Origin of the sequence: Oceanotoga sp., from assembly GCF_030445905.1 — a bacterium.
Classification (GTDB): domain Bacteria; phylum Thermotogota; class Thermotogae; order Petrotogales; family Petrotogaceae; genus Oceanotoga; species Oceanotoga teriensis.
In genome coordinates, this window is sequence record NZ_JASUSU010000028.1 from 21,100 (window position 1) to 35,886 (window position 14,787).

The 14,787-nt window shown below is 26.1% G+C and carries 18 protein-coding genes; 6 read left to right on the top strand and 12 right to left on the bottom strand.

Annotation, left to right across the window (positions count from 1 at the left end; all coding sequences use genetic code 11):
• The first annotated feature begins 1 nt into the window (after nt 1).
• The 5 genes from PWP28_RS08960 to PWP28_RS08980 are packed head-to-tail and all read left to right on the top strand — an operon-like array spanning nt 2 to nt 3,249.
• A complete protein-coding gene (locus PWP28_RS08960; protein WP_264149985.1) occupies nt 2-1,006 on the top strand; it encodes an RnfABCDGE type electron transport complex subunit D in 1,005 nt (334 codons plus the stop codon).
• Nucleotides 1,003-1,692, top strand: coding sequence for an RnfABCDGE type electron transport complex subunit G (locus tag PWP28_RS08965; protein WP_308644605.1), 690 nt, complete (start codon nt 1,003-1,005; stop codon nt 1,690-1,692). The genes PWP28_RS08960 and PWP28_RS08965 overlap by 4 nt, the downstream gene beginning before the upstream one ends.
• 1 nt (nt 1,693) lies before the next feature.
• Nucleotides 1,694-2,305: an electron transport complex subunit RsxE gene (rsxE, locus tag PWP28_RS08970; RefSeq protein WP_109603685.1), complete on the top strand. Its 612-nt coding sequence runs from the start codon at nt 1,694-1,696 to the stop codon at nt 2,303-2,305.
• A complete protein-coding gene (gene rsxA / locus PWP28_RS08975; RefSeq protein ID WP_109603684.1) occupies nt 2,305-2,880 on the top strand; it encodes an electron transport complex subunit RsxA in 576 nt (191 codons plus the stop codon). The genes rsxE and rsxA overlap by 1 nt, the downstream gene beginning before the upstream one ends.
• A 12-nt stretch (nt 2,881-2,892) precedes the next feature.
• On the top strand, nt 2,893-3,249 hold the full coding sequence (locus PWP28_RS08980) for a (Fe-S)-binding protein (protein ID WP_109603683.1): 357 nt from the start codon (nt 2,893-2,895) through the stop codon (nt 3,247-3,249).
• Between the two features lie 35 nt (nt 3,250-3,284).
• Here the strand turns inward: PWP28_RS08980 and PWP28_RS08985 are convergent, their stop codons facing one another.
• Nucleotides 3,285-3,779 (bottom strand): ferritin family protein, encoded by a 495-nt coding sequence (locus PWP28_RS08985; RefSeq protein ID WP_109603682.1) that lies wholly within the window; start codon nt 3,777-3,779, stop codon nt 3,285-3,287.
• Between the two features lie 175 nt (nt 3,780-3,954).
• On the opposite strand from PWP28_RS08985, the gene PWP28_RS08990 reads away from it, so the two are divergent.
• Nucleotides 3,955-4,662 (top strand): MBL fold metallo-hydrolase, encoded by a 708-nt coding sequence (locus PWP28_RS08990; RefSeq protein ID WP_109603681.1) that lies wholly within the window; start codon nt 3,955-3,957, stop codon nt 4,660-4,662.
• Between the two features lie 10 nt (nt 4,663-4,672).
• Here the strand turns inward: PWP28_RS08990 and PWP28_RS08995 are convergent, their stop codons facing one another.
• From PWP28_RS08995 to PWP28_RS09045, 11 genes are all read right to left on the bottom strand, one after another.
• Nucleotides 4,673-5,422, bottom strand: a complete 750-nt coding sequence (locus PWP28_RS08995; protein ID WP_264149987.1) for a TIGR03915 family putative DNA repair protein — start codon at nt 5,420-5,422, stop codon at nt 4,673-4,675.
• Nucleotides 5,423-5,426: 4 nt separating this feature from the next.
• Complete coding sequence (locus PWP28_RS09000) at nt 5,427-6,671, bottom strand: putative DNA modification/repair radical SAM protein (RefSeq protein ID WP_264149988.1); 1,245 nt, start codon at nt 6,669-6,671, stop codon at nt 5,427-5,429.
• Nucleotides 6,672-6,794: 123 nt separating this feature from the next.
• Nucleotides 6,795-7,379 (bottom strand): RdgB/HAM1 family non-canonical purine NTP pyrophosphatase, encoded by a 585-nt coding sequence (gene rdgB, locus PWP28_RS09005; RefSeq protein ID WP_109603678.1) that lies wholly within the window; start codon nt 7,377-7,379, stop codon nt 6,795-6,797.
• A complete protein-coding gene (gene rpe, locus PWP28_RS09010; protein ID WP_109603677.1) occupies nt 7,372-8,028 on the bottom strand; it encodes a ribulose-phosphate 3-epimerase in 657 nt (218 codons plus the stop codon). Before rpe ends, rdgB begins: the two co-directional genes overlap by 8 nt.
• On the bottom strand, nt 8,022-8,918 hold the full coding sequence (gene rsgA / locus PWP28_RS09015; RefSeq protein ID WP_109603676.1) for a ribosome small subunit-dependent GTPase A: 897 nt from the start codon (nt 8,916-8,918) through the stop codon (nt 8,022-8,024). Before rsgA ends, rpe begins: the two co-directional genes overlap by 7 nt.
• Nucleotides 8,915-9,418 carry a PASTA domain-containing protein gene (locus PWP28_RS09020; RefSeq protein ID WP_308644606.1) on the bottom strand — a complete coding sequence of 168 codons (504 nt, stop codon included), beginning with the start codon at nt 9,416-9,418 and terminating at the stop codon, nt 8,915-8,917. Before PWP28_RS09020 ends, rsgA begins: the two co-directional genes overlap by 4 nt.
• Before the next feature lie 25 nt (nt 9,419-9,443).
• On the bottom strand, nt 9,444-10,472 hold the full coding sequence (rlmN, locus tag PWP28_RS09025) for a 23S rRNA (adenine(2503)-C(2))-methyltransferase RlmN (protein ID WP_109603674.1): 1,029 nt from the start codon (nt 10,470-10,472) through the stop codon (nt 9,444-9,446).
• Nucleotides 10,473-10,476: 4 nt separating this feature from the next.
• Nucleotides 10,477-11,754 carry a transcription antitermination factor NusB gene (locus PWP28_RS09030; protein WP_109603673.1) on the bottom strand — a complete coding sequence of 426 codons (1,278 nt, stop codon included), beginning with the start codon at nt 11,752-11,754 and terminating at the stop codon, nt 10,477-10,479.
• Nucleotides 11,755-11,757: 3 nt separating this feature from the next.
• Nucleotides 11,758-12,435, bottom strand: a complete 678-nt coding sequence (locus tag PWP28_RS09035) for a zinc metallopeptidase (RefSeq protein WP_109603672.1) — start codon at nt 12,433-12,435, stop codon at nt 11,758-11,760.
• Between the two features lie 15 nt (nt 12,436-12,450).
• A complete protein-coding gene (locus tag PWP28_RS09040; RefSeq protein ID WP_109603671.1) occupies nt 12,451-13,629 on the bottom strand; it encodes a class I SAM-dependent rRNA methyltransferase in 1,179 nt (392 codons plus the stop codon).
• Nucleotides 13,626-14,732 (bottom strand): iron-containing alcohol dehydrogenase family protein, encoded by a 1,107-nt coding sequence (locus PWP28_RS09045; RefSeq protein ID WP_158274739.1) that lies wholly within the window; start codon nt 14,730-14,732, stop codon nt 13,626-13,628. The genes PWP28_RS09040 and PWP28_RS09045 overlap by 4 nt, the downstream gene beginning before the upstream one ends.
• Nucleotides 14,733-14,787 lie beyond the last annotated feature (55 nt).

Sequence of the window (14,787 nt, forward strand, 5' to 3'; positions counted from 1 at the left end):
TATGAAATTAAACACCGCAGCAGCACCCCATTTTAGAACAAAAGATAGTACAAGAAAAGTGATGAGTGATGTTTTAATAGCTTTAACACCAGCAGTAATAGCTTCTACTTGGATATTTGGATTAAGAGCTTTATATATTATGTTATTATCTATGATAAGTGCTGAAGTATTAGATCTAATAATAGTAAAATACATAAGAAAGAAAAAAAATTATAAACCAGATTTATCAGCTTCAGTAACAGGATTATTATTAGGAATGAATTTATCGATGGCAGTAACTTGGTATCAAATTTTAATAGGTGTACTTGTGGCAATAGTTATAGGAAAACATGTATATGGAGGACTTGGACAAAATATATTCAATCCTGCATTAGTTGGAAGAGTATTTATGATAATATCATTTCCAACTGCTATGACAACATGGGTAAAACCTTTTTATTATCAAAATATATCTAATACAATATCATTAAAATCTATAGATGCTTATACTGGAGCAAGTGCTCTTGGAATAGCAGGATCAGAAGGATTCCAAAATAGTCTTTCACAATACTCATACTGGGATATGTTCATAGGGAAAATACCTGGTTCTATTGGTGAAGTTAGTGCATTGTTTTTAATAATAGGATTTTTATTTCTCGCATTAAAAGGAAGAATAAAATTAACTGTACCATTAACTTATATAGGAACTGTATTAATATTCTCAGGAATATTTTATACAATAAATCCTGAAAAATATGGTACACCATTATTTCATATTCTTGCTGGTGGATTAATTCTTGGAGCATTATTTATGGCAACTGATATGGTAACTTCGCCTATGACTAAAAAGGGACAATTTGTTTATGGCCTTGGAATGGGAATAATAACTATGGTAATTAGATATTTTGGATCATATCCAGAAGGTGTATCTTTTTCCATATTAATAATGAATGCTCTTGTACCTTTAATAGATATATGGGCCAAACCAAGAATATTTGGTACCTCTAAAAAGGAGGTAGCAAAATGAAAGAATATTTAAAAACAGGTTTGATATTAATGTTGTATATGATAATAGCTGCTTTTCTCGTAGCTTTTGTTTACAATACTGTAAGTCCTTTTATAGACGAAGCAGAATTCAATGCAAAATTAAAAGCTATAAAATACATATTAAAAGATGAATCAAACAATTCTTTAGTTGAAAACATACCTCAAAACTCAGAAGAATTACAAAAATATATATGGAAAGATGGAGAAGAAACATTATACAAAAATTCAGCAAACTCTAAAATACTTTCTCCTGTATACAAATTCCAAAGTGAAGAAAAAGATATATACATACTAACGGTTTCAGGAATTGGATTTGGTGGAGATGTAACTTCAGTAGTATCATTTATAAAAACTGATAATGATCTAAAATTGAATAGAATAGAAGTAATAAATTATTCACAAGAAACTCCAGGACTTGGAGCCAAAATTTCAGAAGAACAAATAAAAGAAAGATTTTTCTATATACCGCAATCTGGTTTAGAAAATGAAATAAAGGTAAATAAAGATGCGGGAAAAGATTCAGATGAAAAAAATAGAAATGAATACAAAAAACAAGGAATTGTACAAACAAGTGATGTAATGACAGGAGCTACAATCACACCTAGAGGAGTTGCTAACTCTTTAAATATAGCAATAGAATATTTACAAAAAGAAGGGGTGATGTAAAATGCTCGATACTAAAAATTTTAAAAATGCATTTATAAAAAATAACCCTACATTTGTACAAGTTTTAGGAATGTGTCCTACATTAGCTACAACAACAAATGCAAAAAATGGTTTAGGAATGGGATTAGCTACATTATCAGTCTTGATAATGTCAAATATAGTTATTTCATTGATAAGAAAATTAGTTCCTCAAAAAATAAGAATACCTATATATATAGTTGTAATAGCTTCTTTTGTTACAATAATAGATTTAGTTATGCATGGATTTACTTATGAATTATGGAAAACATTAGGTCTATTTATACCTTTAATAGTTGTAAACTGTATAATAATGGGAAGAGCAGAAGCTTATGCTTCAAAAAATAATGTAATAAATTCTATATTGGATGCACTCGGAATGGGACTTGGTTTTACAGGATCATTAGTGCTTTTAGGATCTGTTAGAGAACTATTGGGAAATGGCACAATATTTGGTATATCAATATGGGGAGATGCTTTAAAGATGTACACCTTCATATTACCACCAGGAGCTTTCTTAGCCCTTGGCTTACTATTAGCCTTGTTTAATTCTATTGGAATATCAAAAAGTAAAAAAAGTAAGGGGGCTAAATAATGAGAATAGTTTTAATATTTATTTCAGCTATCCTTGTAAATAATTTTGTATTATCAAAATTTTTAGGAATCTGTCCATTCTTAGGAGTATCTAAAAAAATAGATTCTGCTGTTGGAATGTCTATGGCCGTAATATTTGTAATGACTATGGCAGGAATAATAACTTGGTTTTTAAACCTATTACTCGTATCTATGGGATTAGAATTTTTAAGACTCATAGTATTTATACTTGTTATAGCTGTTCTCGTTCAATTTGTAGAATTCTTCATAAAAAAGACATCACCATCATTATATGAAGCATTAGGAATATTTTTACCATTAATAACTACAAACTGTGCAGTTCTTGGAGTTGCTCTTATAAATGTACAAACAAATTATAATTTTATAGAAGCATTTGTAAATTCATTAGCATCAGCATTAGGATTTGCTATGGCTTTGATAATATTCTCAGCAATAAGAGAAAAATTAGATTTAAATGATATACCAGCACCTTTTAAGGGAACTGCTGTTGCATTAATAACTGCAGGATTATTATCTATGGCCTTTATGGGATTTTCTGGACTTGTAAAACTTTAAGGAGGTGCTAAAATGACAACAATAATAAATTCTATAATTTTATTGGGAATACTTGGCTTTTTATCGGGATCATTTTTGGCTTTTGCGGCAAAAAAGTTTGAAGTCAAAGAAGATGTAAGAAAAATAATTGTAGAAGCATCATTGCCAGGAGTAAATTGTGGAGCATGTGGTTATCCTGGTTGTTCAGCTTTTGCTAAAGCCTTTATAAAAGGTGAAGTAAAAAACGATGGATGTTTACCTGGAAAGAGGCAAGGAGTTCCTGAAAGATTACAAAAGATAAGTAATCTAACAGATGAACAATTAAATGAATTATTCGAAAAAAATGAAAATGAAGTAGAAAAAATAAAATCTGAAATTGAAAGTATGTAAAATAAAGACCATTTCTTTAGAAATGGTCTTTAATATTAAAATAATGGTTCAAAACCCATTTTTTCCCAATAAATTTTCATCATACGTCTATAAAGATCATTTAATAAATCTCTATGATTCATCTCCCATTTAGAAAGTTTTAAGAGCAAATTCTTCATTTCTTCATTTTCTACTTTTTGAGCTCCTTCCTCATAAAATTTCATAAAATCATCTTCTATTAAATAAGCCATTCTTATAATAGAAAGATCCGAAGTTAAATCATCAAGGGAACCAACTATTTCGGAAGATTCTCTGGAATCATAAAAATCATCTTTTTCAACATAATCAAGGTCAAGACTATCTTCATTTCTTAATTTTAATATTAAATCTTTAACATAATTCATATGATTAATTTCCATTTCTGAAAGAGCGATAAAAATATTTTTTAATTCATCACTTTTCACCTTATCAATTCTTTCATTATAAAAATTATGACCTTCCACTTCTTTTGCATAAGCGTAATTTAAAATTGCAAGAGCATTTTTAAACATAAAAAATCCCTCCTTATTATTATACCCATTTCAATTATAACATTAATAAAATAAAAAAGCCAAAAAATATTAAAATAAAAACTATATATTCATTATATTAATATATAAAATTAATATATAATAAATGATATTTTTAAAATTATAGTGATATAATTAACAACAATGGAGGTGTATTATGAATATTAAGATTACTGGAATAGTCGATAATTACAGCGAATCATCTAAATTTAGATCTGATTGGGGATTTTCCACTTTAATAAAAACAGATTATCATAATATATTATTCGATGCAGGTTCTGATCCGGAAGTTTTTGAGCATAATATAAATCTTATAGATCCTGATTTAAAAAAAATAGATATATTATTTATATCTCACAGTCATAAAGATCATATAGGTGCTATAAAATATGTCTTAAAGAATTATAGGGTTGGAAACATAGTTATTCCAGAAGAACAAAACGAAGAAATAGAAAATAAATTAAGAGAAATCAAAGTAAGACCAATTATAATAAACAAACCTACATCTATAGATGAGGGAATATATTCAACTGGTATACTTGGAGAAGAAAGAGAACAATCTCTTGTAATACCTTCAGAAAAAGGGTTAATATTGATAACTGGATGTGCTCATTCAGGAATAAAAAATATATCAGAACATGTTGAAAAAACTTTTTCAGATAAAATATATATGATCATTGGTGGATTACACCTATACAAAAAATATGATCAAGTATTGAAAGAAGACATAAATGAAATAAATAAACTTCAATTCAAATATATATTACCAAGTCATTGTACTGGAGATACGGCAAAAAAATTATTAAAGCAAAAATTAAATGATAGATTTATGGATTTTGGAGCTGGAGTTACAATAAATCTTTAAAAAAGCGAATTTATAATTCGCTTTTTTCATTTGCAATTTCTATTAAATTTTTCCAGTATCTATAAGGCATAAAATTTTTTCTTAATCTATCATTTTTCCGCTCTTTTATAGATATAGACTTATAATATTTCTTCCAAAATTCCTCATATAAAATTTCCTCTTCTTCAAGCATAAAATCAATATTTTTAAATGATTTAATTAATCCAATACTAAGATTTTTTTCTTCATATATTGCAGCCATCATATGATTTTCATCGAAAATTATCCAATTTTCATTTGAAAGCCTTTTAACAAAATGATTTGAAATTAATGGAATTATTAAATTATCTGGATTAATCTTTGAAAAATAGAAATTATTTTTTAATAATTTAAACCTTAAAATTCCAAGAAATCTATGACTTTCAAAAGAAACTCTTTTCGAATATTTATTAACATTAATAACGATATCATTAGTTTCATAATTATCAATGACTTTAGGATATTTCAAAGCAAGGATTATATATTTAATTGCCAATAAATCTTTATCTTCAAAATTAGATAAAAAACAATGATAAAATTTATGTAAAGATAAACTACTCACGCTTCTCTTCAAATAAGATGACATATAATCAAATATTTTAATATTACTATTAATTTTAATAGATTCGATATTGAATAAATTTTTTTTAAAACTGATTTTATTTGGGCTTATTTTATTTTTTAATATATAATATAAAGCATTTAAATATCCTTCAAAAGACCCATCATATTCTATATACATAATATCACCTTATACTAATAACTGGCAAATTATCTTGAAATAAAGGAATTAAATTACCTTTATTTTCTAAATAGATAGCTTGTTTTATTTTATCGGGATCTTTTAAAGAAAAATCCATATATCTACCATTACAAGTAATAAAATATTTAGCCCTTTTAAGAACCACGTTAATTTTTTTTAAATCATCAAAATTAATAGATTTTTCTCTTCTGATATTAAAAATTTTATATGCTGATTTTACTCCTATACCAGGAACTCTTATTAAAGTATCAAAGTCACATCTATTTATTTCTACTGGAAACAAATCAAAATTATTTAAAGCCCAAAATAATTTAGGATCTAATTTTTCATCTAAAAAATAATTACCTTTATTAAAAATTTCATAAGCTTTAAATTTATAAAACCTTAAAAGCCAATCAGCTTGGTATAATCTATGTTCCCTTAAAAGAGAAGAATTTTTGTTTGGCAGTCTATTATCCTCATTAACTTTTAAAAAAGCTGAATAATAAACTCTTTTTAATTTAAATTTATCATACAAATTTTCACTTAATTTAATTATTTTATAATCTGATTCTGGAGATGCTCCGACTATTAATTGAGTTGATTGCCCAGCAGGTACAAATTTATGATTTTTTACATTAAATCTATTTAAATCTAATATATTTTCAGAAAGACTTTTCATTGGGACGAGTAATGAACTTTTACTTTTTTGTGGAGCAAGAATTTTTAAACTTTTTTCTGAAGGTAATTCTATATTAACACTCATTCTATCGGCATAAAATCCAGCTTTTTTTATAAGTAAAGGATCTGCACCTGGAATAGCTTTTAAATGTATATAACCATTAAATTTATATTTTTCTCTTAAAATTTTTGCAACCATATAAAGACTATTCATAGTTTCATTAGGATTAGAATAAATTCCAGAACTTAAAAATAGACCTTCTATATAATTTCTTTTATAAAAATTAATAGTTAAATTAACCATTTCATCCACAGTAAATGTAGCACGTTCAATATCATTAGACCTTCTATTTATGCAATAAGCACAATCAAAAATGCAATTATTAGAAAATAATATCTTTAACAAAGAAATACATCGCCCATCTTCAGACCACGAATGACAAATTCCACCTATACTGGCATTTCCTATACCATTTTTGCTATTTGATCTTGAAGAACCACTTGAAGAGCATGAAACATCATATTTAGCCGATTCAGCAAGTATTTTAATCTTATCTTTTAAAATCATAAAAATCACCTCTATATACATAAGTATACCATTATGATTTAAAAAAGTCAATAAAAAATCCAAAATAAAGTTATAATTTTTACTTATTATATACTCTATTTTGGAATTATATAAATCTTTAATCTATAATAATTTACTTAATAAATCAAATAATCCATTAAAAGCTTTAGATCTATGAGAAATTTTATTTTTTATTTTAGGACTTAAAACACCGAATGTTTCAGAATACCCTTTTGGAATAAAAAAAGGATCGTAGCCAAAACCATGTAATCCAGATATTTTATCAGAAATATGACCTTCGACTTTCCCTTCGAAAGATATCAAAAGATCTTTTGAAGGGTCAAAATACGAGGCAGCACAAGCAAAATAAGCATCTCTATTATCATGTTTAGATAAAATTTTTAAAATTTCAAGCATTTTTTCTTCATAAGAATAAGTTTCCATATATCTCGCAGAAAAAATACCTGGGAACCCATCTAAAGATTTTATACAAAGACCGGAATCATCAGCGATGACAGGTTTATTTATTATTTTAGCAGAATTTATTGCTTTTATAACTGAATTCTCAATAAAAGATTTTCCATATTCTTCAATATTCAAATTTCCCATAAAATTTTTTATAGAAGTAATTTTAAAATTTTCTGGAGCTAAGTTCGATATTTCATCAACTTTATGATCATTTGAAGTAGCTATGATAATATCAATCATTATTTTCAGCTCTTTTTCTTAGATTTAAAACAGCAGCTCTTTTATCTTCTTGATGAAAAACACCTGCTCCAACAACAAATGAAGTTACACCACAATTATAAAGTTTTGCAATATTATTTTCTCCAACACCACCATCTACCATTATATCCAAAGTTGGATTGAGTTTTAATTTCATCTCATGTAATTTTTTAATCTTTTTATAAGAACTTTCTATAAATTTTTGTCCTGTAAAACCTGGATTAACACTCATAATAAGTACTCTATCCAAATAAGGTAAAATTTCCTCTAACAAAAAAACTGGTGTATGTGGATTCAATGATACACCTGCTTCGCAACCAAGTTCTTTAATTCTACTTACAGTTCTATGTAAATGAGTAACTGCTTCATAATGAACGGTTAATTGTCTACTCGTTTTTGAAAATTCATCTATATATGAATCAGCATTTTTTATCATCAAATGAGTATCAAAATTTAAATTAGAAATTTTTCTTACAGAATTCAAAATTGGAAATCCAAAGGATATATTAGGTACAAAAGAACCATCCATTATATCCATATGTAAACCATCAACAATATCCTCTATTTCACTAATTTCATTTTCAAGATTATTAAAATCAGCAGCAAGTAAAGATGGGTATATTTTTACCATTTCTTATCTCTCCTTTTAGAAATTTCGGAATATATATGTAAATAATTATTATATCTGGATTTTGAGATCTCTCCTGAATCTACACATCTTTTTATTTCACAATCAGGTTCATTTATATGAGCACAATTTGAAAAAGCACAATAAGCTGAAAGAACATCAAATTCAGGAAAAAAATCTTTTAAAGAATTAGTATCAAAACCCAACAATTCGAGATTAGCAAAACCCGGTGTATCAGCTATAAATCCTCCAAAATCAAGATATAAAAGTTCTGTAAAAGTTGTAGTATGTTTTCCTCTTTTTAATTTATCAGAAATTTCTCCAGTTTTCAATGAAAGATCTTTATTTATTATATTTAACAAAGAAGATTTTCCAACTCCAGACATACCAGCCATAGTGGAAATTTTATTTTTTAAATTATCTTTTATTAAATTTATATTTTCCATACTAAATTTAGATGTAGTGATAACATCATACATCTCAGAATAAGTATTTATAAATTTTTCAAGTTTAAATTTTTCCTCATCAGTATTTAAAAGATCTACTTTATTTACTATTATTAAAACATCAAGTTTTTCTTTTTCAGCTTGTATTAAAAACTTATCTACTATCAATAAATCAACTTCTGGATCTTTCAAAGTTGTTACAAGAACTACTTGATCGACATTTGCAATATTAGGTCTATAAAGTCTATTCTTTTGAGGTAAAATATTTTCAACTTTTAAATTATCATTATCAGAAGAGTATTCTATATAATCACCAACTATAGGTCTTATTTTTTGTTGTTTAAATTTTCCTCTTAACATACATTCAAATCTTTCACCACTATCTATGTCCATAGCGGTAACCATATTTGAATGAAATCTTGTAACAACAGCTTTTTTCCAACTCACTTTTCCACCCCTTCATAAACGCCAACAGATAAAATTATTGTATCATTTAATATTTCATTTCCTGGAGAAGGAGAAACATTAACAATCAAACCATTTTTATCCTTTTGATAAGTAGAAATTTTTTGAATATCATATTTAATATTAAATTCTGTTAAAAATTGTTCTGCAACTTCAAGAGGAATATTTAAAAGATCTGGAACTTTTTGTTTTTCTATATTTCTCATTTGAACAATAACATGATGACCTGTTTTTACTTTTACATCATGTCCAGGTTCAGTATATAAAACAGTATTACCATTTCCTACTATATTTGGTATTAAACCTTTTTCTTCTAAGGATTTTATGGCAACATCTTTATTTTCTCCCGTTAAATAAGGTATTTCTACATATTTAGAAGTATTAACAAAAAATATTAAAATCAATAAAGATAAAACACCAGCTGTAAAAAGGCCTAAAAAAAACAATAAGAAACTGGAAATTACCTTTCCAAAAATTCTCAAAAACATCACTCCCAAAATCAATATATCATTTAGAATATTTACCTTTTAATTGACCACATGCAGCATCTATATCTGTTCCTTTTTCCGCTCTAACAACTGTATCAATACCTCTACTTCTCAATATTTCAGCAAAAGCATCTAAAAATCTTTTAGAAGGTCTTTCATAACCAGAAGGATTTGGATTAACTGGTATTATATTAACCATAGATTTTATACCTGATAAAACATTGGCAAGATTTTCAGCATCATCTGCAGAATCATTAAATCCTTTTATTGCAATATATTCAAACGTGACTCTTTTATTAGATCTATCTTGATAAGTCTTACAAGCCTGTAAAACTTGTTCTACAGGATATTTAGAATTAATTGGCATAATTTTATCTCTTTGTATATTTGTAGAAGCATGTAAAGAAACAGAAAGTCTTATTTCTATATTCAAATTACCAAGTTCTTCTATTTTATCTGCTATTCCAGAAGTTGAAATAGTAATATGTCTTGCTCCTAAATTTTTCATTTTTTTATCATTTAAATTATAAATCGATTTTATTACATTTTTATAATTTAATAAAGGTTCACCCATACCCATATAAACAATATTATTAATATTACTGTTAAGATATTTTTCCATAGCTAAAACCTGTCCAACTATTTCTCCAGAAGACATATCTCTTGTAAAACCTAATTTACCGGTATTACAAAAAGAACATTTTAATGCACACCCTACTTGAGAAGAAATACAAGCAGCTATTCTATTTGGATAATATAAAATAACAGATTCAACAAGATTACCATCATTAAGCTTAAATAAAAATTTAGTAGTATCATCTATTCTTGATTTCTGAATATCAAATATTTCAGGCAAAAAAATTTCTGCTTTTTCTTTTAAAGAAGCTCTTTGATCTATTGAAAGATTAGTCATTTCATCAAAAGTGAAAATATGTTTTTGATAAATCCAATCTGCTATTTGTGAAGTTCTGAATTTTTGAAAACCCATCTCTTCAGTTATAAAATAATTTAATTCTTGATAATCCATATCTAATAAATTTTTCTTCATAAACTTAAAAACCTCCAAATTTCATTTTTGAAATATAAAAACCACTAAATACATCATTAGGTATTAAATAATAACCAAAACCATCAAACTCATATTCTATATTTAAACTATTCAAAAGACTATCAAATTTAATAAATTCAACATCAAAATTAGAAGTCAACCATCTCATATTTTCTGTGTTTTCCATTTTATAATAAGTACATGTAGAATAAACTAAAATACCATTCTTTTTTATATGTTTAAACAAATTAGATAAAATTTTTCTCTGTATAGATTGATAATTCAAAGAATCTTTAATATTAGCTCTTAATAAAACTTCAGGATGAACTGGTGAAGTTGCAGTTGCAGAACATGTAGCATCCAATAAAATTTTATCAAATTTAAAATCAAATTCAACTGTAGAAACATCAGCCAAAACAGTATCTACATTTTTAATACCAAGTCTTTTAACATTTTTTTGAACAATTTCTAATCTTATAATATCATTATCAACAGATATTATTTTACCTTTATTTTTCATTATTTGAGATAAATGCGATGTTTTACCACCAGGTGCAGAACAAGCATCTAATACAGTATCTTCATTTATAGGATTTAAAATTTTTGAAGCTAAATATGAAGAAGGGTTTTGAATATAGAAAAAACCTTTATCATAAAGAGAAGTGTTTTCCAATCTAATATGTTCAGAATTAATTACAAAAAGATCATTTAAACCTTCTATTATGCTATAATTAATTTCATTATTTTTCAACCATTCAGAAATGTTTTCATTAGAAGACAATAGAGTATTAACTCTAATACATTTCTTTCTTTTCATTAAATGAGATATAAAAATTTCCTCATTATGTCTAAAATTTTTTTTAATATAATTAAAAAAATCAAAAGGAATTGAATATTCAACATTTTTAGGTAATTTAAAACTATTTTTTTGTCTTATAAAATTTCTCAAAACGGCATTTACAAAATTTCTTGTTTTCTTGTTCTTTACTAAGTTAACAGTTTCATTAACTGCGGCATAATCTTCAAAATTAGACAATAACTGATAAACTCCCAGCCTCAGAATAGTTTTAGAAGCTGGGGGTTGTGATTTGAAATTTTTTATTAAATGATTTAAATAAAAATCAATTTTTACAGTATATCTTAAAGTACCATAAACTAAGTTATTTAATAACGATATATCCTTACCTTCAAGCATAGAATATGCTTGAGATAAATCATTTTGTGATAGAGTTCCTCTTTTATAATAATATTTAAGAATATTAAAAGCATATAATCTAACCATATATTAATCCCTATTTTGAGCTAAAAATAGCATTCTAACCAATTGCATAATTGACATAAAAGCGGCAGCAACATAAGTCATTGCAGCAGCAGTTAAAACTTTTTTTACCATAACAACTTCTTCAGAAGACATTCCAACCATAGGTAAAACTTTAATGGCTCTATTACTTGCATCAAATTCAACTGGTAAAGTTATCAATGAAAATAAAACAACAAAAGAAAACAATATTATACCAGCATATAAAAGTGTAGGGGTAGAAAAAATTAAACCTATTATAAATATAATCCAAGATAAATTACCGCCAAAATTTGCGAAAGGAACAGAAAGGTTCCTTAATACTAAAGGTTTATAAGATTTTTGATCTTGAACAGCATGTCCAACTTCATGAGCAACAACGCCTAAAGCAGCTACAGAAAAAGAATTATAAGTAGCATCAGAAAGCCTTAGAACTTTATTTTGTGGATCATAATGATCAGATAAAAAACCTGTTACTCTTTCAACTTTTACATCGAAAAGACCTAAAGAATCAAGAAGTCTTCTTGCAAATTGTGCTCCATTCTCTCCTAAAGAAGATCTCTTTCTTGAGAATTTATCAAAAGTACTCTTTACGGTAATTTGAGCCCATAAAGAAAGCAAAATTGCTGGAACTAATATTAAAAAAGTTGGGTCCCAAAATAACATTTTAGTACACCTCCGTCAATAATTATTTATATCTTCTACATAAAACAAATAATTTTTTAGATATTCTGTTTCAAAAATATTTGTACAAACTGGATGATCGGGTGATTGAACACCTTTATTTATTAATTTTAATGATTTATTAGTATTTTCAGCAGCTTCAAAAATAGTTTTAAAAAATTCTTCTGGATAAATTATTTGAGTACATGAAGAAGTATTTAATAAACCTCCATTTTTAGTTATTTTTAAAGCTCTTAAATTGATCTCTTTATACCCTCTAAATGCATTTGGTTTACTTTTTCTTGATTTTGCAAGTGAAGGTGGATCAATTGATGTAATATCAAACATTTTACCGCTTTCATCCATCATTCTTAAATAATCAAAAGCATTAGAATGAATCAAATCATATCTATTAGAACTAATATTATTATTTTTTAAAATTAATTCTAAAACTTCAAGAGCTCTTTCCGAAAAATCAACAAAAGTAACATGATTTGCTCCTCCACATAATGCATGTATACCAAAATTTCCAGTGTAAGAAAAAGCATCTAAAACATTTTTATCTTTACAAAATGTCATAAAATTTAAAGCATTTAATCTTTGATCTAAAAAAAATCCAGTTTTTTGACCTTTTAAATCACTAAAAAATTTTATATTATTCAATTCAAATTCAAGTAAATCAGGTCCATTGCCATGTACCCATCTATCATAATAATCAAAACCTTCAATTTTAGAACTTTTTTCATCATCCTTTTCATAAATACCTTTAGGATTAAAAATTTCTATTAAGGCCTTTAAAATGTCAAATTTATACTTAAAAATACCTAAAGTATTAACTTGAATTACTAAATAATCATTAAATTTATCTACAATCAGTCCTGGTAATCCATCTGCTTCACCAAAAATCAATCTGTAAGAATCAGAAAAATTCAATAAATTTTCTCTATAATTTTTGGCTCTTAGGATTTTATTTTTAAAAAAATCAAAATCAATAGTTTCATTTTTTTTAGTTAAAAGCCTTATTCTTATCAAAGAATTTGAATTATAATACCCTTTTCCCACAAAATTCTTATTATAGAAAACATCAACAATATCGCCATCTACAACATCTACATCATTCAAAATTTCATTAGAATAAATCCATGGATGTCCATTTAAAATTCTTGATTTAATATCTTTTTTTAAATTAATAATCATTTACAAACCTCCGAATAAAATGAAAAAATATCATCATAGGTAAAAGTAGCTGGAGTTTTTTTTATGTGTTTTGAATTCAAAGCATTTTTAGTAAATGAATCTATATCTTCACTCTTAAGTTTAGTACAATATCTATCCAAATTTAAATCATTTATAAAATTATTAAAATCTTCAAAAGAATAAAAAACATCATATAATGTATCTAATTTTTGAGGATTCTCAGAATTAATTTTTCTAATTACAGGCAATTGAAATAAGGCCGTTGCAACACCATGTCTAATACCATAATTAGAAGTTAAACCATAACCAAGTACATGAGGTAAAACAGTTCCTGTTTGAGAAATAACCATACCTGCATACATAGAAGCCAAAGAAAGATCATTTCTCAAAGAAAGATCATTTAAATTACTTTCAGAACTCAAAATAATTGGTAAAGTATTTTTAATCAATTCAAGAGATTTTTTAGCAAATAGATCAGTTAAATCTGTTGAAGTATTTGAAATTAAACCTTCTATTGAATGAGACATAGCGTCAACAGCTGTTGTTAAAGTTAAATCAAAATTTAATTCCAAAGTATATTTTGGGTCTACAAAACTAATATATGGAAAAGTTTTGAAATTTCCAAACCCTCTTTTATTGTTATTCATATCCGTAAGAACAGAATATTGAGTAACTTCAGAACCAGTTCCTGAAGTTGTCGTAATTTCTACAATCTTCAAAGCCTTATCAAAATTATTGTTATAAAGATCTTCAACATCAAAATCAGGATTAGCTATTAAAACAGCAAGAGCTTTAGCTGCATCCATAGGACTTCCTCCGCCAATACCTATTATAAAATCTACATTATTTTTAATACCAAAATTTTTAGCTCTTTCTATTATTTCAAAGTTGGGATTTTCACTCACATCATCAAATAGTACATGATCTATATTATACTTTTTTAAAACTGAAATTATATCATTATAAGCACCAGTTTTTTTAGCAGAAGACTTACCAGTTACAATCAAAGCTTTTTTACCTATATCTAAAAAATGATTATCATAATTAGAAATACAATCTATACCAAAAAAAACTTTAGTAGGATTAAAAAAAGAAAAATTCATACTATCATCCCCCTTTAAATACTCTAAATATTTTAACATAATATTGTTTAATATA

Bases quoted from the DNA above. Each gene is read 5' to 3' on its own strand.
- PWP28_RS08960 (WP_264149985.1), top strand. From the start codon at position 2: ATGAAATTAAACACCGCAGCAGCACCCCATTTTAGAACAAAAGATAGT.
- PWP28_RS08965 (WP_308644605.1), top strand. From the start codon at position 1,003: ATGAAAGAATATTTAAAAACAGGTTTGATATTAATGTTGTATATGATA.
- rsxE (WP_109603685.1), top strand. From the start codon at position 1,694: ATGCTCGATACTAAAAATTTTAAAAATGCATTTATAAAAAATAACCCT.
- rsxA (WP_109603684.1), top strand. From the start codon at position 2,305: ATGAGAATAGTTTTAATATTTATTTCAGCTATCCTTGTAAATAATTTT.
- PWP28_RS08980 (WP_109603683.1), top strand. From the start codon at position 2,893: ATGACAACAATAATAAATTCTATAATTTTATTGGGAATACTTGGCTTT.
- PWP28_RS08985 (WP_109603682.1), bottom strand. From the start codon at position 3,779: ATGTTTAAAAATGCTCTTGCAATTTTAAATTACGCTTATGCAAAAGAA.
- PWP28_RS08990 (WP_109603681.1), top strand. From the start codon at position 3,955: ATGAATATTAAGATTACTGGAATAGTCGATAATTACAGCGAATCATCT.
- PWP28_RS08995 (WP_264149987.1), bottom strand. From the start codon at position 5,422: ATGTATATAGAATATGATGGGTCTTTTGAAGGATATTTAAATGCTTTA.
- PWP28_RS09000 (WP_264149988.1), bottom strand. From the start codon at position 6,671: ATGATTTTAAAAGATAAGATTAAAATACTTGCTGAATCGGCTAAATAT.
- rdgB (WP_109603678.1), bottom strand. From the start codon at position 7,379: ATGATTGATATTATCATAGCTACTTCAAATGATCATAAAGTTGATGAA.
- rpe (WP_109603677.1), bottom strand. From the start codon at position 8,028: ATGGTAAAAATATACCCATCTTTACTTGCTGCTGATTTTAATAATCTT.
- rlmN (WP_109603674.1), bottom strand. From the start codon at position 10,472: ATGAAGAAAAATTTATTAGATATGGATTATCAAGAATTAAATTATTTT.
- PWP28_RS09030 (WP_109603673.1), bottom strand. From the start codon at position 11,754: ATGGTTAGATTATATGCTTTTAATATTCTTAAATATTATTATAAAAGA.
- PWP28_RS09035 (WP_109603672.1), bottom strand. From the start codon at position 12,435: ATGTTATTTTGGGACCCAACTTTTTTAATATTAGTTCCAGCAATTTTG.
- PWP28_RS09040 (WP_109603671.1), bottom strand. From the start codon at position 13,629: ATGATTATTAATTTAAAAAAAGATATTAAATCAAGAATTTTAAATGGA.
- PWP28_RS09045 (WP_158274739.1), bottom strand. From the start codon at position 14,732: ATGAATTTTTCTTTTTTTAATCCTACTAAAGTTTTTTTTGGTATAGAT.